Raw genomic sequence first — 24,108 nt, 5'->3', positions numbered from 1 at the left:
TACCGGTCTGCGGGTCAGGGGAGGTGGGTGAAGATCCAGGGCATGATGGTTTGGACGGCGGCGTAGCCGAAGTCGGTGTAGTCCTCGTCCTCGACGAACCAGAGCCAGTTGCGGGCGCATTGGACGAGGGTCCAGGCTCGGGCCTTGTCGGGGTCCAGGGCGGCGGTTTCGACGATGGTGGCGAAGCGGTGGGCGAGGTCGGATTCGTGTTCGCGGTTCCACAGGAGCGACAGCATGGTGAATTCGAGGTCGCCGGCGATGGGTTGCGGGTCGATGACGAGCCAGGGTTCGCGGGCGCCCGCCAGGACGTTCTCGTAGTGCAGGTCCTCGTTCACCAGGAGATGGTCGGCCGTCGGGCCGAGTTGGCGGCAGATATCGACGGCGGCGTCGAGATGGATGCGCGGGAAGGGTGCACCGAGACGATGAAAGTCCTTGGGGAGCTGTTCAATCCAATGTTCTGATTCGGTGCGCAGGTCCCGGGAGATGCCCGGCGGCGCGGGAATTGCCAGGCGGCGCAACAACTCCGCGATGATCCGCTCCGCTTCCCGGATCGGGTGCTTGTCCAAAGATCTTGCGGGATCGAGACGTTCGAGCAGTAGCGCACCGTGCTCGGCGTCGCTGTCGAGCAGCAGCACCGCACCCCGGCCCTGCCACGCGGCCAGGGCGGCCGGCTCGTCCCGGGTCTCCGGTGTCTGCCAGCCCAGTTTGAGCACCACCTCGGTTCCGTCCGCGCGCACCGCGGGCAGCACCAGCGCCCCGTACCCGTGCATCGGCGCCCCATCGAAACGCAGCTGCCAACGGTCGGCGTATCGGGCCGCCAGCTCAGGCAGTCCGTCGAGCCAATCCCGGGACGCAGGCTCCATCTTGACCAAACGGTCGGCGAAGAACTCCGGCACAACGATCACCCGTCGAGCATCTCAGCCCTGTCCATCGATTTTCCCGCTGCCATCGCCTCCGCCCACGGGCGGTTTCGGCGGCGGCCTCGCCCAATTACGGTTGGCACATGGCAGATACCGGTACCGCTAGTTCCCAGCCACCGAATATCCCCGGTGTGCGCAGGTATTTCGTCGAGGCCCGCGGCGTGCGCTTCCATATCACCGAGGCAGGACCGGCGGACGGACGTCCAGTGCTGCTGCTGCACGGCTGGCCGCAGCACCATTACGCCTATCGCGACCTGCTCGCGGACCCGCCGGACGGAATGCGCGTCATCGCACCGGATCTGCCCGGATACGGTTGGTCCGGGCCCGCGCCGCATCGGTGGGCCAAGGACGATGTCGCATCGGATGTCCTTGCGTTACTGGATGTTCTGGAGTTGCCGCGGGTGCTGCTGGTCGGCCACGATTGGGGCGGCTACATCGGCTATCGGATGGTGTTGCGGGCAGCGGAGCGCTTCGAGGGTTATCTGGCCCTGAACATCTCGCATCCCTGGGTGCCGAAATCGACTGCGCTGCGCCACCTCTGGCGCTTCGCCCTTTATCAACCGCTCGTCGCCACCCTGGGTGTGCCGCTGCAACGCCACACACCGGTGCTCGAATGGCTGATATCGCGCGCCATGACCAACCGGGAGGCGGTAACCCCGGAAATCGTGCACGCCTTCGCCGACAGCTTCCGCGACCCGGTCTCCGCCCGCGCCGCCACCGACACCTACCGGACCTTCTGGCTACACGAACTCCGGAGCACCGCAAGCAATCCCGAGCGCCGCAGGCCGACGATCCCGATCCGCGCGCTGTTCGGCCTCGACGACACCGCCATCCACCACTCCATGGCCGCCGCCGAAACCGCCATGGCCGACGACTACACCTTCGAAGCCGTCCCCGGCTGCGGTCATTTCATCGCCGACGAACGCCCGGATATCGTCCGCGCACGGCTCGTCGAACTGGCGGCGGTCTCCGCATAATCCCGATTTGAAGCTTTTGCCGCGCTGTCCTGCCGATACTGCCGAAAAGTCCCAATAGGTTGTTCAACGATATTGTTGATCAGCATGGATATCGAACTGAGCACGGCCGAACTGCGTGCGATCGCGGGCTATGCCGTGGCATGCGCGGAACCCGCTTCGGCGATCTTCGAGCGCGACCGTCCGGCGGATCCGCGGGCCAGGGCGGTGCTCGACGCGGTGCGCGAGTTCGCCACCGGCGGCAGGCGGACGAAGGCGATACGCACGACCGCGTTCGATGCGCACCGGGCCGCCCGGGAGGCGCGAGAGCTGGGATACGCGGCGGCGGCCGACGCGGCGCTCGCCGCCGGACATGCGGGCGGGGCCGCGTATCTGCATCCGCTGGCGAAGGCGACCCAGGGCGGTCACATCCTCATGTCGGCCGCGCACGCGGCCCGGGCATTCGAACTGGACGCCGGCGATGATCACCGTATCGGTGCCGAATACATCGCGAAGGCAACGGATTCGGCCGACGCGACCGTGGTCGGCGTCCTGATGCGCTATCCGGAACCGCCGGGTGGTCGCGGCCGGGTCGGCGAGCTGTGGCGGGAGCTCGATACGGCGTTGCGGCGGTTGGCAATCGACCGCCTCACGCCCGAATCTCGTTGAGGTAGTTGTAGATCGTGTAGCGGGTGACGTCGAGCCGCCCGGCGAGATGGTCCACCGCATCCTTGATGAGGAAGAAACCGGCCTCGTCCAGTTCGCGGACGACGGATGCCTTGTGCCGCTTCTTCATCAGATCCACCGGGATGCCGACCTTTCCCACCGCCCGGTCCACCAGGTAGCGCTGCAGGCTGTCGACGTCGGCCGGGAAGGTTTCCGGTGCGCCTGCGCCGTCGGTGGGTGCGGCCGTATCGAGGCTGTTGACGCACAGGCAGCCGATCGCGACCCCCGCGTCGTCGCGCAGGAACAGCGTCGACGAACGGATCGGGCGGCCGTCGGGACCGTGGGTGCGGTAGTTGGTCAGGTCCTGGGTGGTGCCGCGGCGAACCAGGCCGAGCAGCAGATCCGTCATCGGCCCGCCGACGCTGCGACCGGTCAGATCGCCCGCGATGGCGATGATCGAATCCGGCAGGCGGCTCAGGTCGTGCAGCAGCACCTCGTTACCGGGGCCGAGCATCGCGGCCAGGCCCGGCACGGCGGGCGCCAATGCGGCCAGCACCTCCCGGGTGGCCGAAGTGGCAACCGGCACAACTGTTTTCGGCGGCCTGCGCAGTGTTTCCAGAGCCGCGCGCAGCAGTTCCGCGCTGGCCGCCGGTGTCGAGGCGTGCGGCGAGAGGCGCACGTGTTCGGGCCGCACCGTCGCGGCGATTCCGGCCGCGGTGAGCGCGGCGCCGACCTGTGCGGCCGAATGGCCCGGCACGGTGAAGGCGAGGATTCCGGCCCGCCGCTCGACCGCGGAGACCACCTGTGCGCCGACATCGGCGAGCACATCGGAGAATTCGCCGATCCGCTCGGCGATCCGGGCCGCGATGGCGGCGGTCCCGGCCTGTTCGACCAGTTCGAGCGCGGCGGCGAACGCCCCGGAGGTGATCGGGCTGAGGTTGGACAGCGACCAGCCCGCCGCGGTGGCGTCCGGCGGATGGATCTCGTCGTCGAACAGTCCGGGATCGCGCGCGCCGGACCAGCCGGACAGCACCGGATCCATTCTTTCCAGCGCCCGGTCCGAGAGCACCGCGAACCCGGTCCCCCATCCGGCCCGCAACCATTTCTGGCCGCCCACCACCAGAATGTCGGCGACCTGCCACGGTTCGTCGACGACGCCGAATCCCTGGATACCGTCGACGACGAGCAGCCGGTCGCCGATCACCTCGCGCAGCGCGGCGAGGTCGGCGCGGTAGCCGGTGCGGAAATCGACGGCACTCACGCTGACCGTGGTGACGTCATCGGTCAATGCGGCGGCGACCCGGTCGGCGGTGACGTATCCGCCGGTCAACCGGTGCACGACCAGCCGCCCCGCCTGCTCGGCGCGTGCCCACGGGTAGGTGTTGGCCGGGAATTCGGCCGCCGACACCAGCACCTCGCCGCCGTAGTTGAACGCCGCCTGGAACAGGCCGAGGCTGGTGTGCGGGAGCAGCACGGTGTGATCGGTGTCCGAACCAGCCAGCCGGGCGACGGCCGCCTTGGCCCTGATCTCCTGCCGCATCAGATCGTCGACGGTGGACGGCCCGGCGGTGGTGGCCTCGTGCAGCAGGTTCGCGGTGGTGTCCAGCACGGCGTGCGAGGGCGGCCCGAACCGGGCGAAGTCGAGATATCCCGCGGGCTCGTCGAACTGCAGCAGGTAGCGCGGCGAGATCCGCTGCGGCTTCACCGCAGGATCCTGGCGAGGAACCGCCGGGTGCGTTCGTGTTTCGGCTCGCTGAAAACCGTTGCGGGCGGCCCGGTTTCGACGACCGTACCATCGGCCATGAAGACCACCTCGTCCGCGGCCTCCGCCGCGAAACCCATTTCGTGCGTCACGACGACCATGGTCATCCCCTCGTCGGCCAATGTCTTCATCACCTCCAGCACCTCGCCGACCAGTTCCGGATCGAGCGCCGAGGTGGGTTCGTCGAACAGGATGAGCTTGGGGCGCATGGCCAGCGATCTCGCGATCGCCACCCGCTGCTGCTGCCCGCCCGACAACTGGGCCGGATAGGCGTCGGCCCGATCCGCGAGCCCGACCCGGTCGAGCAGCTCCAAACCTTGCCGCCGCGCGGCGTCCGCATCCGCGCCGAGTACCCGGATCGGTCCTTCGACAACGTTTTCCAGCGCGGTGCGGTGCGCGAAGAGGTTGAACCGCTGGAACACCATGCCGATATCGCGACGCTGGCGCGCCACCTCGCGTTCGCGCAATTCGTGGAGTTTGCCACCGCGCAGCCGGAAGCCGATCGGCTCACCGTCGACCCAGATCTGGCCGCCGTCAATGCTTTCCAGATGGTTCACACAGCGCAGGAAGGTGCTCTTACCCGCGCCGGACGGCCCGAGCAGGCAAACCACCTGCCCCTTGTACACCTCGAGATCTATCCCGCGCAGAATTTCGTTGGCGCCGTAGCTTTTCCGCACGCGCACCGCGCGCAGCAGTGGTTCAGGCACGGCCGCTCCGCACCAATGGCGCACCGCGCAAGGCCTTTCCGGCACGTACCAGCGGTCCACGCTCGGCCGTGCCGTATGCGCGCTCCAGGTAGTGCTGGCCGATGCCGGCGACGGTCACCACGACCATGTACCAGCAGGCGGCGGCGATCAGCGTCTCCATCACGAGCAGGTTGTTGGACGAAATGTTGTTGGCCGCGTGCACGAGTTCGGTTACGCCGATCACCGACGCCATCGACGTTCCCTTCAGCATGTTGACGAAATCGTTTCCGGTGGGCGGGATTATCACCCGCATGGCCTGCGGCAGCACCACTCGGCGCAGCGTCACCGCCGGCGTCATCCCGATCGATTTCGCCGCCTCGGCCTGTCCGCTGTCCACGCTGTTGAGGCCCGCGCGCACGATCTCGGCCATATATGCGCTCTCGTTCAGCGCCAGGCCGAGGAAGGCGGCGGTGAACGCGCTGATCAGCACGTTGGTCTGGGCGTGGAAGAGATACGGGATGGAGATCTGCGGGAAGACCAGCGCCAGGTTGTACCAGAGCAGGATCTGCAGCAGCACCGGCAGACCGCGGAAAAGCCAGATGTAGCCCGCGGCGAACCAGCTGGCCACCGGGTTCGCACTGCGCCGCAGCAGCGCGATCAGCACACCGAGCACGATCGCGACGCCCTGCGAAAGCACCGCCAGCACAAGGGTATTCACCAGGCCGGTGAACATCACCCGGTACCAGAGGAATTCCGGCACCCGATGCCATTCGATCTGCGCGTTCCCGAGTGCGACGGCGAGCAGCGCCAGCAGCGCGATGATCACCGCGCCCGCGACCCAGCGCCCCCAGTGGCTGAGCCGGACAATGGGCAGCTCAGCTTCCGCCATTGATCACGGCCTCCTTGACCGCACCCCGCTGCACACCCCAGGCTTGCAGGATCTTCCCGTAGGTGCCGTCGGATATCAACGCGTTCAACGCATTTCGCACCGCCTCGGCCAACGGCCGATCCTGTTTGCGCACTCCGATCCCGTACGGTCCCCCGTTGATCGGCTCACCCGGCACCACCTCGAAGTATTTACCGTCACCCGCGGTGCGGGCGATGTAGACCGCGCTGGGCAGGTCGTTCAGGATGGCCTGGACCCGGCCGGTGCGCAACTGATTCTGGTTCTGGTTGTCGCTGTCGGTCGCGGTGACCTCCAGCGCGGGCCTGCCCGCCTGTGCGCACTTCGCGCTCTGCTCCTCGGCGAACTTCTGGTGGCTGGTGCCCTGCACCACCGCGACCTTTTTGCCGCACAACGCATCCGGTCCGCCGATGGCGTCCGGGTTGCCTTTGCGGATCATGATCGTGATGCCGGAGGTGAAGTAGTCGACGAAGTCGATCTGCTCCTGCCGCGCCTTGGTGTCGTTCATCGCCGCCATGGTCAGATCGATGCGGCCGGATTCCAGCGAGGTGATCAGCGAGCCGAAGGCCATGTCCTGATAACCGACTCCGACACCGAGTTTCGCGCCGATGGCCTTGGCGATATCGACCTCGTAGCCGACCGGGGTCTTACCGTCGGCGGCGTAGAAGTTGTTCGGCGCCGATTGGATGTTCGAGGCGAGGCGCAGCGTGCCCGACTGCGTGATCGACTGGGGCAGTGCGGCATTCAGCCCCGGATCCTTGGTGACCGCGCCGATGATCGCTCCGGTGTCCGCGACGGCCGCGCCCGGCGACGTACCCCCCGCGCCGTCCGGGCCGCCCCCGCACGCGGCAAGAAATCCGACCACACCCGCCAGCAGCGCCCCGCGCAGCGCAAGGTTTCGCGACATCGCGGACCTCCACTCTCTAGATTTGCCGCGACGCTACCTCTAGCTGTTGAAGAGGTCAACGGGTTGTTGAAATTTACGGTGACGTCACCGAACTACGCGGCGGCGAAGGATCACAGACTGTCGCGCGCTGGTCTTCGGATACCGGGTCGGGCGCCGATCAACGGCGGTGGGATCGAACGGGCGTCGCGGCGGGCCTGCCCACCCTGGCGATGTGCAGCAGGCGCGCCGGATCATCGATTCCCATTGCGCGAGAGAGCTGTTCGCGCGTCCGTGCCGAATCGATGAGCTGACTCAGCGGATGGGTCGCGTAGCCGCCGCGGGATAGGGTGAGCCAGATCCGCAGCAGGACACGGCCCACCGCGACAGTGTCCGCCTCGTCCGGTGGCCCGATGAGGACGAGCACCTCGCACTCGTCGTCCAGCGGGCCACGCGATGCGGCGGCCAGCAGTCTCGGCAATCCGGCGCGGCGCAGTGCCGGATACGCGCCGAGGGCCAGCCGCAACCCGAACGCCTCCGAGCGGGAAAGGGATAGCGCCCGATCGGTCAGGCCGTCCCGGCGGTAGTTCGGGTGGTGTGGGGTGAGCCGCAACCACTCCCGCAGTTCACCGACGACCGACGGATTGCCGAACATCTCGAAATCCGCCTCGTACAACAGCTTTCGCAAGTCAGCGCCGGGAAGCAGCCGAAGTCCGGCCGGGGTCGCGATATCGGCGAGGCGAACCGCCGAGGCCTCGTCCATGGTCCCCGGCAGGTATGCGCCTCGATGCGAGGCACGACACCGGATGTCGGCGGTGGTGAACGATGTCTCATACCGCGAGGCGGCGGGGACCAACCATCCGATGCGTCGCTCGGCCCGATCGGCCTCGAATCCGACACACAATCCGGCGTCGGCGCACACGATGAGACAGCATTCGACGAACGCGCCGAGCGAGAGCAGCAGATCCCGCCCGTTCGGATCGCTCGCGGGCAGGGAATGGGCTGGATCCCAGCCGATTTCGATGCAATCGTCGCGGTAGGCCAGCGTCCACGGCTGGGTGTTGTGCGCGCTCGGGGCGCGCCGGAAATCGGGCTCCAGCACGCGCAGGGCGCCCGCGTCGAAGCGGCGCGTCATGCCAGATCCTTTTCGTAGAAGGTGTATCCGTGCAGCGGCCGCCCGCCCATCGCCCGGAAATGCGCGGCGGAACCGGGATTGGTGTGTTCGACGTAGGTGCTGCGCAGCCGCCGGTAGCCGCCGGCGCGCAGGTTGCGCAGCAGTTCGCGGGACAGATAGCGCATATACCCGTGCCCCTGCTCGCCCGGCACGGTGCCCTTGACGATCAGCACGGCGTCGCGGCGGTACCTGGAACGGGTGGCGAGCAGCCGAATCTGGTTGAGCGGGTTCAGATTCGCGCCCACCGCGCTGACGAATTCGGAGATATCCGGCACGCACAGCACGAAGGCGACCGGGCGACCGGCCTTGGTCAGATACAGCAGCAGCGATTCGTCGAGCAGATAGGCGAGCCCATCGGTCTGGGCCGCCAGCTGCTCGGCGGAGATCTCGGTGTAGTAACCGAGTTGGGCGAAGGCGTCGTTGAGCATCGCACGCAGCATCGGCAGCTGTGCCCCGATATTCTTCCTGTCGCCCCGGTGCAGCACCAATTCCTCTGCGGCCAAGCGTGATTCGTCGAACCGGAAGACGGTGTCGGGATCTGCCGTGACCGGACAGACCCAGGTGTCGGACTCGAAACGCCGAGTGAAGCCGTTCGCCTCGTACGCCGCCGGGTAGCGGTCCGGATTCCATGCGCTGTCGATGAATCCACGCTCGCCGTAGCCCGAGGTGATGACGCCACCGGATTGGTTGGGCAGCAACGACACCGGGCCGAATGCACTGGACCGCCCGGCCGCCCGGCCCGCGGCGCAGATCGCGGCGAACAGCGGCACCTCGGCGCCGGGCGCGAATTCGGTGAGCCCGAACAGCTGCGGGCGGCGGCCGAGTTTCGCGTCGAAGGCGTCGTCGGTGTGCAGGGTGGTCCGGCCGACCACCCTGCCGCCGTCGTCGCGCAGCAGGTACAGGCCGATGCCGTCGCGATACCAGCCGCAGATGGTCTGCCGGAGCGTCGGCACGTATCGGCCGTCGTGCAGGCGATCCGGCAGATCGATGAATTCCCTTAATTGCCTGCGGTTCTCGACTCGGTGGAAGTTCATCGGCGGCGCTCCACCACCGGGCCGGGCCCGGATTCGGTGGACAGCGGCGTGAAGGTCGGAATATGCGCCATGGCATTGCCTTCCGCCCGCCAGATGCCGTTGCTGTAACCGTCCGGCTCGGCATGGTAGAGCCGGATGAATCCGCCCTTGGCGTTCTTGGCGCCGTCGGTCACCCAGATCATCAGATCCCGATGGTGGCGGCTGCGGGCGAAGCGCAGCATCGCGTCGCGGTCGGTGAAGAACGCGATGGTGCCGAGGGTCAGCGGGAATTCGTAATACACCTTGTGCCAGCAGTATCCGCGCATTCGCCGCATATCGCGCACCATCCGGAACCAGGTGCGGGTCAGGGTGATGATCGACAGCGGGCCACGGTAGCGGGTCGCGCCGATGAACATCGCGGTCGCCTGTCCCTGCGGCGGGGTCCTGCTGAAGTCGGCGGTTCTCACGGTCGCTCCACGAGGTAGGTGTTCTTGAGCTTGGTCATGGCCGCGAACGGCCCGGCGCCGGGCGCGAACAAGCGCACCCGCAGATCGGCGGCCGCCGGATCCTCGCGCAGCGATTCGGCGAAATCGCGGGAGACGTGGGCGAGATGGTCGAGGACTCCGCGACGGCAGCTGTCCGCCAACCGGTCTCGCGCGGCGGCATCCAGCAGACCGTCGCGCAGTTCGAGATTCACCACCGGGCGCGATTCCAGATCCGGCAGCTCCTCCAGCGACAGGCAGAACCGCGAAATGCGGTCGGCATGCGGATTCCCCTGGTACAGACCGTATTCGATATCCTGCGGGTAGAGATTGGCGCCCATGTAGGAGACGGTGCTGTCCTTACGCCCGAACAGGAACAGCAGCGGCAGGTTCATCCGGTCGCCGCCCATGGCGTCGCGGCAGCGCACCCAACGGGCCGGGTCGCGCCGGATCGCTTGCCGCACGGCGGGCAGCGTATGCAACCGGGCCTCGTCGCCGACGTTGTACCGCAGCTTCGGCTGCACGCAGTGCGGAGAAGTGATGGTGCACAACAGTTCTCCGTTCGCATTGGTTTCCAGGTAGGTGTCGAGCGGGTTGTAGTGGAAGATCATCGGCAGCCGCTGCTCGTGCTCCCCCAGCAGTTCGCGCCGCAGCTCCTCATCGTGTGTCAGCTGTTTGCGCAGCCAGACGGTGAACCCGGTCTCGGCGCCGATACCGATGGAAAGGTCGCTGGCGCCGTAGCCCGAACGCACCAGGGTGAAGCGCTGTTCGAGGTAGTCGCGCAGCGCCTCGGTCATCGGCTCGCCACCCACCATTCCCCGGATCGTGTATGCGTCCCAAGGGAATTCGAGTTCGTCCAGCCGATCGCGCAGATGCTTCAGGAACGGCGGGTACGCGGCGACGATGTAGTCGTAGCCGGGGCCGAAGTGGGTGAGGGTGTCGACGATCTTCGCCAGATCCGGGCCGGTGTTCTTCACCATCGCGATGCGGGTCATCGCCGCGCCGGTGGTGGTGCCGGTCGCCCACGCACCCATCGAATAGGCGTTGATGACGAACAGACGCTCGCCCGGGAAGACCATTTCGACGTAGCCCGCCGCGTTGCGGTAGATCGATGCCAGTTCGCGCGGGCCGCGCGCCCAGTTGAACGGCTTGCCGGTGGAACCCGACGACTCGTCGACGACCACGCCCGCCCGGTGCAGCCTGCCGTTGTGGCACCGGCTCTCCTCGTCGTACGCGCCCGCGTAGTTACGCTTGTCGGTCTCCGGAAAGTCCCGCAGCCGCTGGGCTTTCCGGACTCCGGAGCGGGCCAGGAAGTCGCGATAGGCGGGGACGTCGACGGCCGCCGACCGGCAGGCCGCCACCGCCTGCGCGGCGGCCAGCCGCGCGAAGGACGGGCGGAATGTGCGAACCATCAACCGCCACAGCACCGGACGCGCGGTGGCCGTGCGGTATACGAGCGCGAGCAGCGCCGAGCAGGTCCGCAGCCGGACCAGTCGCCAACGTTCGCGCGGTGTCGCGGCTGTCATGCCGATTTCCTTTCTTGCCAAACCTTTTCGCCCGCGACCCAGGTCTGGGTGACGCGGGTAGCCGGATCGAACGGGTTGCCGTCGCAGATCACCAGGTCGGCCGCCTGCCCCGGCGACAGCGCGCCGCGATCCGGAATGCCTAGGGAGGCTGCGGCCGTCACGGTGGCGGCGCGGACGGCCGCCGCCGGAGCGAGCGCCTGATCGGCCTGCACCACCGCGCCGCCGCGCCCGCGCCTGCCGACCGCCGTGCGCAGGTTGCCGAGCGGATCCAGCGGCCCGCACGGATGATCGGAGCTCAACACCACCGGCGCGCCCGCGGCGGCGAGCATCCGGGCGCCGACAATCGCGCGATGCCGGTCGATGCCGAGACGCACGAACTGCGGTCCGAACCGCGGCAGGAATCCGGGCTGCACGGCGGCGTACGCGCCGCCGGTCGCGACCAGATCCGCGGTGCGGCGGTCCAGCACCGTCAGATGGTCGACCGTCACCGTACCCGCGGGGACGCCAACGGTGCGCAGCGCGAGCGCCGCCTGCGTGGCCGCCAGATTTCCCAAGGCGTGCAACCGGATCCGGAATCCGGACGCGGCGTACGCGGCCAGCGTCTCGCGCAATTCGGCGTCGGTGTAGCGCAGATATGGCATCCGCACCCGGCCCGCGCGCATCCGCACGGCCTGCCGCATACCTTCGCGCACCGGCCCGCAGCCGCGGTGCCGCAGCGCCTCGCGCACGGTGCCCGCGACCAGGCCTGGCACGGCACGCATCGGCAATTCGAGCGCGCACCGGTCGGCCCCGTCGAGGAAGATCTTCACCTCGCGGCCCGCCGCACCGTACGGTCCGTCGGGCGCCGACGCCGGATCCCCTGGCGGATTGAGGATTCCGGCCGGGGATCCGGTCGCCCACGACAGCCGCAGCGGCGTCCGTCCGGCCAACCGCGGCAGCGCCGGTTGTCCGGCGGGCGGGACGAACGGATCGTGTGCGTGGGTGATTCCGCACGCCAGCTGCCGCCGGGCCTCGATCGCGAGCAGTTCCGCACCGGCGTCGCGGCGGTAGAGCTCGAGGTCGCGCAGCGCGCGGTGCAGGATTGCGCCGTACGCCGCCTCCCACACCTCCCCGGTGCGGCGCCCGCGCCCGACGTCGCCGTCCTTCGATCTCGGCGAAAATCCTTCCAGCGCAGCCGATGACGCCGCGCCGCGATGCAGATCGACACCGCTCACCAGCACCCGGCGGCCCGGCGCGACCGCATCCAGTTCGGCCGCGGTCGGCAGTCGCGACTCCGGCCATTCGTGCGGCGTCGAATTCCAGCACAGCAGCCAGGGCAGCTCGGGTCGCGCGGCCGCGGCGGCGCCGATCGCGGCGAGCGCCGTCGCGACGGAATGCCAAGCCGCGCCGTCGATTCCGTCGCGCACGAGCGCCGCCACCGACAGATGCGAATGCGTATCGATGAATCCGGGCAGCACGTGGCGGCCCGCGAGATCGACGACCTCGTCCGCCGCGGGCGCGGGCTCATCGGAGCGGCCGACCCGCTCGATCCGTCCGTCGCCGATCAGCAGCCATCCGGTATGCGGCAGGCAGTCCGCCCCCGACCAGACGGTGCCCGCGGTGAACAACCTCTTCGGCACGCCCCCACTCCTCCCGTTCTCGTTGTATCGAGCCTCGCCGACGAGGGGTGCGTGCGGACCGGTGTGCCTACCCGAATCGGATAGGTACTACTACTCAGTCACCATGCGTATTTCGAAATATGTTGCTGCCCACGCTAATTCGATTCGGCGCGAGTTTCTCCGCAGCCGCCCCGGCGCTTCCGGTATCACCGGGCCCCGTCGCACCGATACAGTGATCGCACCAGCTGATCACGAGCCGAGGTCATCCGATGGGTAGCCAGGAGCCGACCGCAGCGGTCCGCGACGCCTTCGACGCGGTCGTCGCCGCCGCCGACTTTCCCATGTGGATCGTCACCGCAGCCGCGGACGAGGACAAGGCCGGATGTCTGGTGGGATTCACGGCGCAGGCCAGTATCGAACCGCCACGCTTCCTGGTGGGCCTGTCGAAGAACAATTACACCTTCGGCGTCGCCGCCCGTGCGGACCACCTCGCCGTCCACCTGATCAGCAGGCGCAACGTCGCACTGGCCCGGCTGTTCGGCGGCGAATCCGGCGTCGAGGTCGACAAGTTCACGCACTGCCAGTGGCGCTACGGCCCCTACGGCGTGCCGGTGCTCGCGGCGGCCGCGGGCTGGTTCGTCGGTGAAGTGGTGCACCGCACCGATTTCGGCGACCACGTCGGCACCCTGCTCGCCCCGGTCGCCGCCAGCGCACCCGCCTCGGCCCGCACCGCGCTGCGCTATCACGCCGTCGCCCACATCTCCCCAGGTCAACCCGCCTGATCCGGCACCCGCGCCGAAAGCGCGGGCGCGCAACGCGATCCGGAACGTCCGCGCGCGGATCGCGATCATTCGCCGGATGTTCGTCGATTTGCAATTGCAGAAGCAAGTTCACCGCAGCCTGCCCAAGCCGCCGCGAGGCGTGTCAAACTCTGGCGGTGGCAACCTCACGGAGTGGTCTCGAAGGCAGGCTCGAACTCATCGGCCGACGCCAAAAGCCCGGCAGGTCAACCGTGTTACCACTGTTCCTGGGCGCGCGGCTGCGCCGCCTGCGCGAGGCCCGCGGCATCACCCAGCAACAGGCGGGTGCGGCGATCTTCGCCTCCGACTCCAAGGTGAGCCGCCTGGAGGCGGGCCTGATCCGCTTCCAGGAGAAGGATGTTCGCAACCTGCTGACGCTATACCGGGTCGCACCGTCCGAGCTCTCGGCGTATCTGGCCTGGGTACCACAGGTAAACGGTTCCGGCTGCTGCCATTTCGACGATGAGACGCTCGGCTCGGGCTTCGGCACGCTGCTCGACCTCGAGCCGGTGGAGACACTGCGTCGCTATGAACAGGGACTCGTCCCCGAGCTGCTCCAGACGGACGAATACGCCCGTGCCGCACTGCGATTGGCCGAGCCGGTGCTGCCGGACGCGGAATTCGAGCCGATGCTCGCCGCCCGACTAGCGCATCGCATCATCATCACCCGCGTCGACCCGCCGAGGGTCTGGCTGATCGTCGAGGATGCCGCGCTGCGACGGCGGGTCGGCGGAAATACCGTGTGGCGCAAGCAAATCGAGCAGCTGCGTGAGCTGGCGTCGCTGCCGCACGTGGTCCTGCAGATCGTGCCGGACACCGCGTGCGGGCCCGCATTCGTAACGGGCTCGTTCACTTATTTCCGGTTCCGGGAGAACAGCATGCCGGACGTGGTCCGCCTGCACGAGATGGCCGGTTCCCGCTACCTCGCGGACCAGTCGGATACCGAGCGGTTCCTCATCGTCGCGGACCGATTGTCGACCATGGCCCACACACCGCCGAAATCGCTGCTGCGACTCGGCGAACTGCTGCGTGAACCCTGAATACGGAGAGACGTCCGATATGCCATTTCAACGACGCACACTCTGGTTCGACCTGGCCGCACTCGTCGTGATCACCGTGGCGACGGTTGCCCTCGTCGTGCTCGGCAACGCGGGCGCGGCGGTGTTGTTCGCGGCCAGCGGCATGATCGCGACCACGTTCCGGATATGGCGCAGGCCGTGATTCACGAATTAAGGGCGGGGGCCAGGTGGGGCCAGGCGTCGTGCAGGTCGGTTTCGAATTGGCCCCAGGTGTGGCCGCCCTCCGGACGATTGATGTGCGTGGCGGGTAGCCCGAGGGCGGCGAGGCGAGCGGCGAAGGCGGTGGTGCAGCTGCTCGCGATCGCCTCGATCGGCGGAAAGGCAAGGCCGCCTCGGTCTATCGCACCGGGAATGCCGGTGGCGGCGGACAGGTACACCGCTTTGCCCGCGAGCGTTTCGGCGTGCGCGAACGCGTCGTGTGCGCGCCAGCCGTCCGTACCGGGCGTCCCCCACATGTTCAGCGGATTGCCGCCGCCGCGCAGCACCTGCGCGCTGACCATGGCCGTGCCGAGCGGATCCGCGGTCCACGGACAGCCGCTCAGCGCGGCGACGGCCCGGTACCGGTCGGGCGCCTGGATCGCCAGGTCCACCGCCGAGCCCGCGCTCATCGAAACCCCGATGACGGCATTGCGGCCCGTCGCGTTCAGGTGGCTGTCGATGACGGCGGGCAATTCCTGGGTCAGATAGGTCTGCCAGCGGTTGCGCCCGACCACCGGATCGTCGGCCAGCCAGTCGGTGTACAGGCTGAACGCGCCGCCGACGGGCATCACCACGTTCACGTGTTTGTCGGCGAAGAAGCGCACCACATCGGTGTCGTCCCACCAGGAGATGCCGTCGACGCCACCGCCGATACCGGTGAGCAGGTATACGGTCGGCGCGGGGCCCGCGGCGCGCAGCACCCGATTCGTGATCACCCGGCCCATGGCGGGCGAGTAGACGTCCAGTTGTACGGCGGAGCCGCCGAGCGACGTCTCGGCGACCGGACGCGGCGCTTCGGCGGCCGCGCGAAATGGTAAGGCGGACATCGCCACCGCTACCAGCAGCGTTGCCGATGCTGCAACAACATTTCTGGATAACCTCACAATTTCGTTGTAGTGCAACAGAATTCGTCACGCATGCCGCCGATCTTGGGGTGCCGCTGTTCGCAACGCCGCAAATTCCGCGACCGCCGCGCCAACAATCGAAATGAGAAGTTTTCAGTGAACCTGTGGCTACCATGCATTTGGCGACCCGCTTCACGAAGTTCTCACGCACACCGTGGTTGAGTCCGTTCCACCGCCCGCCCTGGAAGGACCCGATGAAAATCAGGATCGTGCTCACCGTCGCGGCGCTCGCGCTCGCCGCGGGATGTTCGGACTCCGGAAAATCCGGCGACTCGACGCACGGCGGGACCGCGCAACCGCTCGCCACCCTCGCGGACTATCAGTCCCAGCACATCGAATGGCAGCCGTGCCCGGATCATCCCGGCGCCGAATGCGGTTCCATTCGAGTGCCGATCGATTACCAGCACCCCGGCGACGCCGCCATCACGATGCCGCTGGTGAAATTGGCCGCGACGAATCCGGCGGCCCGGATCGGCGTGCTCACCGCGAATTTCGGCGGACCGGGCGTCTCGGGTTTCGACAGCACGCTCGACGCGCTCAACGAGAACGACACCACGCTGCGCCCGCTGCGCGAACGCTACGACATCATCGGCTGGGATCCGCGCGGCGTCGGTCGCAGCGCGGGCATCGTCTGCCTGTCCGACAAGGATATGGACGACTATCTGGCCACCGATTTCACGCCGACCGACGACGCGGGACGCCGGAAAGTCGTCGACGCGCTCAAACATTACGGCGAAGGCTGCCGGCACCATGCCGGAAAACTGCTCGGCTTCGTCGGCACCGAGAACATCCCGAAGGATATGGATGTCATGCGAGCCAGCCTCGGCGAGGACAAACTCAATTACATCGGCTTTTCCTACGGCACCCGGGTCGGCCAGTTCTACGCCGATCAATTCCCGGACCGGGTCGGCCGCATGCTGCTGGATTCCATCGACGATCCCGGTGAGAACGATGCGTCCGGTGACGCCGATGACGAATTCCAGCCAACTCCTGGCGAACTCACCCAGGACGAGCGGACCGTACAGACCATTCTCGGCGCCTGCGCCGCCCGGCCGAGCTGCCCGGTCGGCGCCGATCCCGATGTCGCGATGACGAATCTGCGCGCGCTGATCGATCGGGTCGAGGCCGATCCCATCGCGCTGCCCGACGGCCGCAAACTCGGCTCCAATCTGGCGCTGTACGGCGTCTTCCAGGCCACGTACAGCACCGATGACTGGCCGATACTCGACAAGGCCATCGCCGATGCCGAACACGGCGACGGCTCCGGCCTGGCCGCGCTCGCCGACGCCTACCTGAAACGCGATGCGGCGGGCAAGTTTTCAACCAGCCCCTACGCGTTTTCCGCGGTGCAGTGCATGAACGGGGATCCGGCCAAGTACCGTTCGAAATCCGATGCCGAGATCATCGACAAGCTGGGCCGCGAGGCCGAGAAGGCGAGGGTGGTTTCGCCGCTGTTCGGCGTCGCGGGCGTCTATCGCGGTGCGGAATGCACCTTCTGGCCGGTGGCGCCGTCGTTGAAGATCCATGCGCTCAAAGCGGCGGGCGCGCCGACCATCGTGCTGATCAACAACACCGGCGATGCCGCGACCACGCTGGCCGCGGCGGAGAACGTGGCCCGAAACCTCGCCGACGCGGTGCTGGTCGTCAACGAGCGCGACGACCACATCGCCTACGGCAAGGGTTCGGCCTGCGTGGACGGCATCGTCCACGACTACTTCTTCAACGGAACCGTTCCCGCGCACGGAACCCGCTGCGCGGCAACGCCTTCCTGATCAGGCGACGTTCAGCTCGACGTCGATGTTGCCGCGGGTCGCGTTGGAGTACGGGCACACCTGGTGCGCGGCCGCCACCAGCTTCTCGGCCTCGGCGCGCTCCACACCCGGCAGTTCGACCGTCAGCGCGACGGCGAGTCCGAAACCCTCGCCGACCTTGCCGATCGACACCTCGCCGGTGACGGTGGAATTCTCCAGCTTCACCTTCTCGCGGCGGGCGACGACCTGCAGCGCGCCGTGGAAGCAGGCGGCGTAGCCCGCGGCGAACAGCTGTTCCGGGTTGGTGCCGGTACCACCGGCGCCGCCGAGTCCGCTCGGCACGCTGAGGTCGAAGTTCAGCACATCGTCGGAGGACTGGACGTGTCCGGCGCGGCCCGCGCCGCTCGCCGTCGCCTTCGCGGTGTACAGGGCTTGCATGATTACTCCTCGTTGGGTTCGTCGAGCGCCAGCCGGTGGTGGCCCACCGATTCGGCGATGGCACGCAGGCGGTCACGGAAATCGGCCGCCTCCGCGAGTTCGAGTCCGGTCGCGCAGGCCACCCGCAGCGGGATGTCCTTGGCCCGATCACGTAGGGCCACACCGGATTCCGTCGGCGCGATGCGCACCGACCGTTCGTCGTCGGCGGAGCGCGACCTGGCGATCAGCCCCGTCGACTCCAGCCGTTTGAGCAGCGGCGACAGCGTCCCGGAATCCAGTTCCAGCGCCACGCCCAGATCCTTCACGGTCATCGGCCCGTGCTCCCACAGCACCAGCATCACCAGATACTGCGGATAGGTCAGGCCGAGTTCGTCGAGCAGTGGCCGATACAACCTGGTCACCGCCCGGGAGGCGGCGTACAGCGCGAAGCACAACTGCCGATCGAGCCGCAACCCGTCGTACTCGTCCATCCGATCGCCTCCACCAGCCAACATAGTGCCCAATTCAATTGTGCACAATCTATCTGTTTGTGATCCAGCGCACAGGTGACGCGCGCGGGGCGCCGCGGCTGTGGTATCCCTTGTTCGACGGCCGCTACCCGGCAGGAGCCCAGATGAACAGCGAATTCGACTCCGGCACAACCGAACTGATGCGCGCCAACGAACGCAACTGGGACGCCCGCGCCCCCATCCACGCGGCGTCGCGGTTCTACGGTGCGGACGGCGCGACACCCGCGGATTGGTGGTTCGCCCCGTTCGAATGGAATGACCTGGGCCCCTTGGCAAACCGCGACCTGGCCCATCTGCAATGCCACCTCGGCACGGAAACGATCGCGTTCGCCAGGCGAGGAGCCCGCACCGTCGGACTCGACTTCTCGGCACGGACCATCGACCATGCCCGCCGCATCGCCGACCAGCACCACGTCGAGGTGGACTATGTCCGGGCCGATGTATACGACGCGGTCGCGGCCCTCGGCGCCCGCCGCTTCGACATCGTCTACACCGGCAAAGGCGCGCTGTGCTATCTACCGGACCTCGAGCGGTGGGCCGCGATCCTGGCCGAACTGCTGAAGCCCGGCGGCCTGGTGTACATCGTCGAATTCCATCCGGTGCTCACCTCACTCGGCCCCAAACCCGACCCGAACCGGCAGGAGTTGTTGTTGCGCAACGACTATCTGGCGGGCCGGGGTCCCCTCGAACACGACGGCACCCACACCTACACCGACGGCCCCGCGCTGCCGCCCGACGCGGCTCCGGTCTACGAATGGGCCCACGGCCTCGGCGAGGTCGTCACCGCCCTTGTCGGCGCGGGCCTGACCATCACGCGGCTGCGGGAAAGCGAACTCATCCCCTGGCCGCGATTCGACCGAATGATCCGCGACGAGGAATCCGGTTGGTGGCGCCTGCCGCCCGACGATGCCCGCATACCGCTGCTATACGCACTGTCCGCGATCAAGGACCGTTAGTCGGCCCGCCGAGCCGAGGTCACGAGTCCGGTGCGACGACCTGCCGGGGTTCCGGGAAGTGACATGCGGCCAGATGGCCTTCGGCGGCGCCACCGAGTTGCAGCAGCGGGGGTTCCTGCTCCGCGCAGATATGCTCGGCCTTCCAGCAGCGAGTGCGGAAACGGCAGCCGGACGGCGGATTGATCGGCGAAGGGACATCGCCCGCCAGGCGGATCCGCTCCTTCTGCCCGACGCTGTCTGGATCGGCCTCCGGCACCGAGGACAGCAGCGCCTGGGTGTACGGATGCTGCGGGCGGGTGTAAAGATCGGCGCGGTCGGCGAGTTCGACGATCTTGCCCAGGTACATGACGGCGATGCGCTCGCTGAAATGCCGCACCACCGCAAGGTCGTGCGCGATGAAGACGAAGGCGATCCCCAGCTCGCGTTGCAGTCGCTGCAGCAGGTTGATCACCTGCGCCTGAATGGATACGTCCAACGCGGACACCGGTTCGTCGGCGACGATCAGCTTGGGCTCCAGCGCGAGCGCGCGGGCGATGCCGATGCGCTGGCGCTGACCGCCGGAGAATTCGTGCGGAAAGCGGTTGAAATGTTCGGGATTCAGGCCGACGGTCGCCAGCAGTTCCCGCACCCGTTCGCGACGGCCGCCCGGCGGGTCGATGCCGTTGATCTCCATCGGCGCGGCGATGATCTTCCCCACCGTCTGCCGCGGGTTCAGCGAGGAGTACGGATCCTGGAAGATCATCTGGATCTCGGACCGGATGGGCGCCAACTGGCGGCGGCTGCGATGAGTGATGTCCTGACCGTTGTAGGTGATCGTGCCCGCGGTCGGTTCCAGCAGCCTGGCCAGCATTCGGCCGGTTGTCGACTTCCCGCAACCGGATTCGCCGACCAGACCGAATGCCTCGCCCGCGGATACGCTCAGATCGATGCCGTCGACGGCGCGAACCACGCCGGTCTTCCGCTTGAACAGGATGCCCGAGCGGATCGGGAAATGCATCTCGAGCCCGGTCGCGGTGAGCAGCGGCCCGTCGCCGATACCCGGCGAAATCGCCTGGGACAGTATCTGTTCGGTCATGACGCCGTCCCGAGCGTCGGCCGGATCTGTTCGGCGAAGACGCGGTCGGCATCCCCGTCGGACAGATGACACGCCGACCCGCGTTCGGTGGCCGAGCCGATTTCGGGTCGCTCGGTCATACACCGTTGGCCGCCAACCTTTTCCACGAAATCACAGCGCGGATGGAACGGGCAGCCGGGCGGCACATCGATCAGGCTGGGCGGGGTGCCCCGCACCGGATGCAGTGGCGCGTCGACGTCCCCGCCCAGACGCGGAATCGAGGACAGCAGCCCCCAACTGTACGGATGCCGTGGGGTTTTCAGCACCTCACGCACCGAACCCCGTTCCACACAACGGCCCGCGTACATCACCAGCACGTCGTCGGCCATCTGCGCGACAACACCCATATCGTGGGTGATCAGGATGATCGCCGTATCGAATTCGGCCTGTAGTTCCCGCAACAGGTCCAGGATCTGCGCCTGCACCGTCACATCCAGGGCCGTTGTCGGCTCGTCGGCGATCAGCAGATCCGGATCGCAGCAGAGCGCGATCGCGATCATCACCCGCTGCCGCATACCGCCGGAGAACTGGTGCGGGTAGTCGCCGATACGCCGTTCCGGTTGCGGGATACCGACTTTCGCGAGCATTTCGATCGCCCGCGCCCGCGCCGCCTTCCGGTTCGCGCCGGTGTGGCGGCGATATGTCTCGATGATCTGATCGCCGACGGTGTAGTAGGGCGACAGCGCGGTGAGCGGATCCTGGAAGATCATCGAGATCCGCTTGCCACGGAAACGCCGCATGGTCCGTTCGTCGGCTCCGGCGAGATCCGTTCCCTCGAAACGGATCTCGCCCTCGATGGTGGTTTTCGCCCGGTTGTGCAGGCCGAGGATGGCCATGGTGGAGACGCTCTTGCCCGAACCGGATTCGCCGACGATGCCGAGCGTCCGGCCGCGGGCGAGGTCGAATGAGAGCCCGTCCACCGCCTTGACGACGCCGTCCTCGGTTCGGAAGTGCACCTTGAGATCTCGCATCGAAAGGATGACGCTGCGTGCAGTGGTCACCGACTCCTCCCGCTGGGCTCGGGTCGCGATGCTCATCCCAATCTCACTCTCGGATCGATGAACGCGTAGATGATGTCGACGACGATATTGGCCACCACCACGGCGGTCGCGGCCAACAGCACCACCGCCATCATCACCGGCAGATCGGAATCCAGCACGGAGTTGGCCGCCAATTGGCCGACCCCCGGCAGATTGAACACCGTCTCGGTGATGATGGCCCCGCTCAGCAGCACGGCGATATCCAGGCCGAGCAGCGTGGCGATCGGACTCATCGCGCCCCGGAAAGCGTGCTTCACATAGATATTCGCCGGACCCATCCCCTTGGCCCGCACGGTGCGGACGTAATCCTCGTTCAGCACCTCCACCATCGAGGAGCGGGTGAGCCGCGCGTAGTACGCGGTGGTGATGATGGCCAGACAGACCCACGGCAGGATCAGTCCGGTCGCCCACTTCACCGGATCGGTGAAGAACGCCGTATAGCTCGGCACGTTCATGATGTGTGTGGAATACACGAAGATGAACAACAGGAACGGGCCGAGCACGAAGATCTGCTGCGCCCCGCCGACCACCGCGAAACCCATGCCGACCTTGTCGGAGAGCTTGCCCTTGCGCAGTGCGGCGAGCATGCCGAGGCCGACGCCGACCGTCAGGAAGATCACCACCGCGCCGATGGTCAGCGACAGCGTGACCGGCAGGCGATCCAGGATGGTGTCCAGCACCGGGCGGCGATTGTGGAACGAATAGCCCAAACACGGTGCCGCGCAATGGGTATCGCTGATATCGCGCCCGGCGAAGATCCCGCCGAGATATTCGAGGAACTGCTGCCACACCGGTTTGTCGACGCCCATCTGATGCGCGACCGCGGCGATCAGCTCGGGCGAGCAGGTCTTGCCGCAGGCCAGCCTCGCGACATTGCTGCCGGGAGCGATATAGAACAGCATGAAGGTGCTCGCGCAGATGATGAACAGGATCGCGAGGCCGCCGAGGATGCGGCGGACGAGGAAGGCCAGCATCACTTCAGGTAGACGTTGAACAGGTCGAGGGTGGTGGTGATCGCGTCCATCCGCACGCCACCGACCTTCGAGCCGAACATCATCTGCTTGCGCGTGTACACCAGCGGGATCTCCGCCGCGTAGTCCCGTTGGATGAGCTGATCCAGCGGCATGTACTGCTTACCCTGTTCGCTGATGTCCTGGATCGCCTGGACGTGGTTGATCTCGTCGTCGACCTTCTTGTCCTTCAGCTGGGCGAAGTTGTTGCCGCCCTCCATGACCGCCCCGCCGTAGCACAGCGCGCTGTACACGGTCCGATTGGTCGGCCAGTCCGGGCTCCACTGGTTCCAGATCACGTCATACGGATTGCTCAGCAATTTGATGGCGTCGTAGAAGCCCTTGTCGGGCAACGGATTCAGGTTGACCTTGAAACCGGCGGCTTCCAGTCCGCGCTTGATCGGGTCGCCCCACCGGTCGGCCGTCGGGGTGGAATCCCAGGCCACATTCACCGTGTAGCCGAGTTTGCCCGCGTCGGTGAGGATCTGCCGCGCCTTCTGCGGATCACCATTGTTGCCGACACCGAACGGGTTGGGCTGCGGTGCGTAACCCAGCGCGGTCCGCGGACCGATCGTGGTGGCGATATCGCCGAAGAACGGGCCGCCCTGGGTGGTGACGACGTCCTGCTTCGGGAACGCGATGGCGATGGCCTTGCGCACGTTCACATCGGTGACCCGGGCGGTATTGATGGAGAACATCTGCACCGCGCCGGTCTGGTTGTCCACCGTGCGCTTCTTCAGATTCGGGTCCTGCATGATGGCCTGGACCTGATCGACGTCGATACCGCTGTACAGCGCGGCGGCGTTCGGATCGATATCCGCCTTCAGCTGGTCGGTCTCTTGTTTGGGTTTGACACCGAATTGGAAATGCATCTCATCCACGTACTGATGCCGCACCGGGTCGGTCTTCGGATCCCAGTTCGGGTTCTTCACCAGGGTCAGCGTCTTGTCGACGTCGTGCGCGGCGATCTTGTACGGGCCGGTGATCATATCGCCGAGACCGTTGGCGTCCAGGTCGTCCGGCTTGGCGTCCCGGTCCCTGCGCACCGGAACGGTCTGGGTCATCGATGCGGCGAACGGGAAATCCGACTGCGGCTCGGCCAGATGGAAGATGATCGTCTTGTCGTCCGGGGTCTCGATCTTGTCGGATCCGAGCTCTTGACCGGAGTACGGGCCGGGATAGACCGAGTGGAAATCGTCCTTCCCGACCAGCCACAGCTGGACCCACGACGGCCCCGTGGCGAACCTCGTATCGAAGGTGCGCTCGATGGCGTACTTGATGTCCTGCGATTTGATCGGTGTGCCGTCGGCGTATTTCACGCCGTCCTTCAGCGTGTACTTCCAGGTCTTACCGCCGTCGGATGCCTCACCGGTGTTGGTGGCCAGATCACCGACCAGCGCCATCGAACCGTCGTCGCCCTGCCGGAATTCGGTGAGGCGGCGGTTGAGGAGTTTGAACACCTCATCGTCCGGCGAGTTGTAGATCTTGGCCGGATCGTAGTGCTGGAAGTCGACGCGGAAAGTCAGGTTGAGCTTGCCGCCCTTCTTCGCTCCGGGTGCGTCGGCGGCCGGACCGTTCGACTGTTTGCCGTCGGGGTCCAGCGTGAGCTTGTTCTGTGTGACCGTCGGCTGATTGCTACCACCGACATTGGTGCCACCGGCCGAGCAACCCGCGGCCGCCAGCGCGGCCGCCATGGCGACCGCGGCCGCCCGCGCGATATGCGTTCTCTTCATTCCGGATC

24 protein-coding genes are annotated in these 24,108 nt (G+C 67.1%); 7 read left to right on the top strand and 17 right to left on the bottom strand.

The annotated features are described in order from the left end of the window. Window positions 1-14 precede the first annotated feature (14 nt). The gene (locus tag F5544_RS20140; protein WP_167474619.1) at window positions 15-905 is read right to left on the bottom strand and encodes an aminoglycoside phosphotransferase family protein; all 891 of its coding nucleotides are present in this window, start codon (window positions 903-905) and stop codon (window positions 15-17) included. 98 nt (window positions 906-1,003) lie between these two features. On the opposite strand from F5544_RS20140, the gene F5544_RS20135 reads away from it, so the two are divergent. Together F5544_RS20135 and F5544_RS20130 are read left to right on the top strand one after the other, a co-directional pair. Next, window positions 1,004-1,897, top strand: a complete 894-nt coding sequence (locus F5544_RS20135; protein ID WP_167474618.1) for an alpha/beta fold hydrolase — start codon at window positions 1,004-1,006, stop codon at window positions 1,895-1,897. Between the two features lie 84 nt (window positions 1,898-1,981). Beyond that, window positions 1,982-2,542 carry a putative immunity protein gene (locus F5544_RS20130; protein WP_167474617.1) on the top strand — a complete coding sequence of 187 codons (561 nt, stop codon included), beginning with the start codon at window positions 1,982-1,984 and terminating at the stop codon, window positions 2,540-2,542. On the opposite strand, the gene F5544_RS20125 is transcribed toward F5544_RS20130, so the two are convergent. The 9 genes from F5544_RS20125 to F5544_RS20085 form a co-directional block, all read right to left on the bottom strand. Next, a complete protein-coding gene (locus tag F5544_RS20125) occupies window positions 2,523-4,244 on the bottom strand; it encodes an aminotransferase class V-fold PLP-dependent enzyme (RefSeq protein ID WP_167474616.1) in 1,722 nt (573 codons plus the stop codon). The genes F5544_RS20130 and F5544_RS20125 overlap by 20 nt on opposite strands. Then, the gene (locus F5544_RS20120; protein ID WP_167474615.1) at window positions 4,241-5,008 is read right to left on the bottom strand and encodes an amino acid ABC transporter ATP-binding protein; all 768 of its coding nucleotides are present in this window, start codon (window positions 5,006-5,008) and stop codon (window positions 4,241-4,243) included. Before F5544_RS20120 ends, F5544_RS20125 begins: the two co-directional genes overlap by 4 nt. Then, on the bottom strand, window positions 5,001-5,876 hold the full coding sequence (locus tag F5544_RS20115; protein WP_167474614.1) for an amino acid ABC transporter permease: 876 nt from the start codon (window positions 5,874-5,876) through the stop codon (window positions 5,001-5,003). Before F5544_RS20115 ends, F5544_RS20120 begins: the two co-directional genes overlap by 8 nt. Continuing rightward, entirely contained in the window at window positions 5,863-6,798 is a 936-nt protein-coding gene (locus F5544_RS20110; protein WP_167474613.1) for an ABC transporter substrate-binding protein, read from the bottom strand. Before F5544_RS20110 ends, F5544_RS20115 begins: the two co-directional genes overlap by 14 nt. 157 nt (window positions 6,799-6,955) lie before the next feature. Next, complete coding sequence (locus F5544_RS20105) at window positions 6,956-7,909, bottom strand: nitroreductase (RefSeq protein WP_167474612.1); 954 nt, start codon at window positions 7,907-7,909, stop codon at window positions 6,956-6,958. Next, window positions 7,906-8,982, bottom strand: a complete 1,077-nt coding sequence (locus tag F5544_RS20100) for a hypothetical protein (protein WP_167474611.1) — start codon at window positions 8,980-8,982, stop codon at window positions 7,906-7,908. The genes F5544_RS20105 and F5544_RS20100 overlap by 4 nt, the downstream gene beginning before the upstream one ends. Beyond that, window positions 8,979-9,428 (bottom strand): DUF4188 domain-containing protein, encoded by a 450-nt coding sequence (locus F5544_RS20095; RefSeq protein ID WP_167474610.1) that lies wholly within the window; start codon window positions 9,426-9,428, stop codon window positions 8,979-8,981. The genes F5544_RS20100 and F5544_RS20095 overlap by 4 nt, the downstream gene beginning before the upstream one ends. Beyond that, the gene (locus F5544_RS20090) at window positions 9,425-10,969 is read right to left on the bottom strand and encodes a phenylacetate--CoA ligase family protein (protein ID WP_167474609.1); all 1,545 of its coding nucleotides are present in this window, start codon (window positions 10,967-10,969) and stop codon (window positions 9,425-9,427) included. Before F5544_RS20090 ends, F5544_RS20095 begins: the two co-directional genes overlap by 4 nt. Further along, window positions 10,966-12,588: an amidohydrolase family protein gene (locus F5544_RS20085; RefSeq protein ID WP_167474608.1), complete on the bottom strand. Its 1,623-nt coding sequence runs from the start codon at window positions 12,586-12,588 to the stop codon at window positions 10,966-10,968. Before F5544_RS20085 ends, F5544_RS20090 begins: the two co-directional genes overlap by 4 nt. Window positions 12,589-12,836: 248 nt before the next feature. Here F5544_RS20085 and F5544_RS20080 point away from each other — a divergent pair, with 248 nt between their 5' ends. The 3 genes from F5544_RS20080 to F5544_RS20070 all read left to right on the top strand — a co-directional run bounded on the left by F5544_RS20080 (window position 12,837) and on the right by F5544_RS20070 (window position 14,588). Continuing rightward, window positions 12,837-13,349 (top strand): flavin reductase family protein, encoded by a 513-nt coding sequence (locus tag F5544_RS20080; protein ID WP_167474607.1) that lies wholly within the window; start codon window positions 12,837-12,839, stop codon window positions 13,347-13,349. Between the two features lie 155 nt (window positions 13,350-13,504). Then, on the top strand, window positions 13,505-14,407 hold the full coding sequence (locus F5544_RS20075) for a DUF5753 domain-containing protein (protein ID WP_167474606.1): 903 nt from the start codon (window positions 13,505-13,507) through the stop codon (window positions 14,405-14,407). A 19-nt stretch (window positions 14,408-14,426) separates the two neighbouring features. Beyond that, a complete protein-coding gene (locus F5544_RS20070; RefSeq protein ID WP_167474605.1) occupies window positions 14,427-14,588 on the top strand; it encodes a hypothetical protein in 162 nt (53 codons plus the stop codon). Window position 14,589: 1 nt separating this feature from the next. On the opposite strand, the gene F5544_RS20065 is transcribed toward F5544_RS20070, so the two are convergent. After that, window positions 14,590-15,471 (bottom strand): alpha/beta hydrolase, encoded by an 882-nt coding sequence (locus tag F5544_RS20065; RefSeq protein ID WP_167474604.1) that lies wholly within the window; start codon window positions 15,469-15,471, stop codon window positions 14,590-14,592. Window positions 15,472-15,743: 272 nt separating this feature from the next. Here F5544_RS20065 and F5544_RS20060 point away from each other — a divergent pair, with 272 nt between their 5' ends. Further along, window positions 15,744-17,321, top strand: a complete 1,578-nt coding sequence (locus F5544_RS20060; protein ID WP_167474603.1) for an alpha/beta hydrolase — start codon at window positions 15,744-15,746, stop codon at window positions 17,319-17,321. Here the strand turns inward: F5544_RS20060 and F5544_RS20055 are convergent, their stop codons facing one another. Together F5544_RS20055 and F5544_RS20050 are read right to left on the bottom strand one after the other, a co-directional pair. Beyond that, entirely contained in the window at window positions 17,322-17,738 is a 417-nt protein-coding gene (locus tag F5544_RS20055) for an organic hydroperoxide resistance protein (RefSeq protein WP_167474602.1), read from the bottom strand. It lies immediately after the preceding gene. Between the two features lie 2 nt (window positions 17,739-17,740). Beyond that, on the bottom strand, window positions 17,741-18,208 hold the full coding sequence (locus F5544_RS20050; protein WP_167474601.1) for a MarR family winged helix-turn-helix transcriptional regulator: 468 nt from the start codon (window positions 18,206-18,208) through the stop codon (window positions 17,741-17,743). A gap of 143 nt (window positions 18,209-18,351) precedes the next feature. Here F5544_RS20050 and F5544_RS20045 point away from each other — a divergent pair, with 143 nt between their 5' ends. Next, window positions 18,352-19,203, top strand: a complete 852-nt coding sequence (locus tag F5544_RS20045) for a class I SAM-dependent methyltransferase (protein WP_167474600.1) — start codon at window positions 18,352-18,354, stop codon at window positions 19,201-19,203. Window positions 19,204-19,222: 19 nt separating this feature from the next. Here F5544_RS20045 and F5544_RS20040 read toward each other — a convergent pair whose 3' ends face one another. Genes F5544_RS20040 through F5544_RS20025 form a run of 4 tightly spaced genes read right to left on the bottom strand, consistent with a single transcriptional unit; the run spans window position 19,223 to window position 24,100 of the window. After that, a complete protein-coding gene (locus tag F5544_RS20040; protein WP_167474599.1) occupies window positions 19,223-20,278 on the bottom strand; it encodes an ABC transporter ATP-binding protein in 1,056 nt (351 codons plus the stop codon). Beyond that, window positions 20,275-21,354 carry an ABC transporter ATP-binding protein gene (locus tag F5544_RS20035; protein WP_167474598.1) on the bottom strand — a complete coding sequence of 360 codons (1,080 nt, stop codon included), beginning with the start codon at window positions 21,352-21,354 and terminating at the stop codon, window positions 20,275-20,277. Before F5544_RS20035 ends, F5544_RS20040 begins: the two co-directional genes overlap by 4 nt. Next, the gene (locus tag F5544_RS20030; protein ID WP_167474597.1) at window positions 21,351-22,331 is read right to left on the bottom strand and encodes an ABC transporter permease; all 981 of its coding nucleotides are present in this window, start codon (window positions 22,329-22,331) and stop codon (window positions 21,351-21,353) included. The genes F5544_RS20035 and F5544_RS20030 overlap by 4 nt, the downstream gene beginning before the upstream one ends. After that, the gene (locus tag F5544_RS20025) at window positions 22,331-24,100 is read right to left on the bottom strand and encodes an ABC transporter substrate-binding protein (protein ID WP_167474596.1); all 1,770 of its coding nucleotides are present in this window, start codon (window positions 24,098-24,100) and stop codon (window positions 22,331-22,333) included. The genes F5544_RS20030 and F5544_RS20025 overlap by 1 nt, the downstream gene beginning before the upstream one ends. Between the last annotated feature and the right edge of the window lie 8 nt (window positions 24,101-24,108).

The organism is Nocardia arthritidis (genome assembly GCF_011801145.1).
GTDB lineage: Bacteria > Actinomycetota > Actinomycetes > Mycobacteriales > Mycobacteriaceae > Nocardia > Nocardia arthritidis_A.
Note: the sequence above shows the minus strand (reverse complement) of the source record. Positions and strands in the feature narration are given on the sequence as shown.

Coding starts and splice junctions, on each gene's coding strand:
- F5544_RS20135 (WP_167474618.1), top strand. CDS start 1,004: ATGGCAGATACCGGTACCGCTAGTTCCCAGCCACCGAATATCCCCGGT.
- F5544_RS20130 (WP_167474617.1), top strand. CDS start 1,982: ATGGATATCGAACTGAGCACGGCCGAACTGCGTGCGATCGCGGGCTAT.
- F5544_RS20115 (WP_167474614.1), bottom strand. CDS start 5,876: ATGGCGGAAGCTGAGCTGCCCATTGTCCGGCTCAGCCACTGGGGGCGC.
- F5544_RS20110 (WP_167474613.1), bottom strand. CDS start 6,798: ATGTCGCGAAACCTTGCGCTGCGCGGGGCGCTGCTGGCGGGTGTGGTC.
- F5544_RS20105 (WP_167474612.1), bottom strand. CDS start 7,909: ATGACGCGCCGCTTCGACGCGGGCGCCCTGCGCGTGCTGGAGCCCGAT.
- F5544_RS20100 (WP_167474611.1), bottom strand. CDS start 8,982: ATGAACTTCCACCGAGTCGAGAACCGCAGGCAATTAAGGGAATTCATC.
- F5544_RS20090 (WP_167474609.1), bottom strand. CDS start 10,969: ATGACAGCCGCGACACCGCGCGAACGTTGGCGACTGGTCCGGCTGCGG.
- F5544_RS20080 (WP_167474607.1), top strand. CDS start 12,837: ATGGGTAGCCAGGAGCCGACCGCAGCGGTCCGCGACGCCTTCGACGCG.
- F5544_RS20070 (WP_167474605.1), top strand. CDS start 14,427: ATGCCATTTCAACGACGCACACTCTGGTTCGACCTGGCCGCACTCGTC.
- F5544_RS20065 (WP_167474604.1), bottom strand. CDS start 15,471: ATGTCCGCCTTACCATTTCGCGCGGCCGCCGAAGCGCCGCGTCCGGTC.
- F5544_RS20060 (WP_167474603.1), top strand. CDS start 15,744: ATGAAAATCAGGATCGTGCTCACCGTCGCGGCGCTCGCGCTCGCCGCG.
- F5544_RS20055 (WP_167474602.1), bottom strand. CDS start 17,738: ATGCAAGCCCTGTACACCGCGAAGGCGACGGCGAGCGGCGCGGGCCGC.
- F5544_RS20050 (WP_167474601.1), bottom strand. CDS start 18,208: ATGGACGAGTACGACGGGTTGCGGCTCGATCGGCAGTTGTGCTTCGCG.
- F5544_RS20045 (WP_167474600.1), top strand. CDS start 18,352: ATGAACAGCGAATTCGACTCCGGCACAACCGAACTGATGCGCGCCAAC.
- F5544_RS20040 (WP_167474599.1), bottom strand. CDS start 20,278: ATGACCGAACAGATACTGTCCCAGGCGATTTCGCCGGGTATCGGCGAC.
- F5544_RS20035 (WP_167474598.1), bottom strand. CDS start 21,354: ATGAGCATCGCGACCCGAGCCCAGCGGGAGGAGTCGGTGACCACTGCA.
- F5544_RS20030 (WP_167474597.1), bottom strand. CDS start 22,331: ATGCTGGCCTTCCTCGTCCGCCGCATCCTCGGCGGCCTCGCGATCCTG.
- F5544_RS20025 (WP_167474596.1), bottom strand. CDS start 24,100: ATGAAGAGAACGCATATCGCGCGGGCGGCCGCGGTCGCCATGGCGGCC.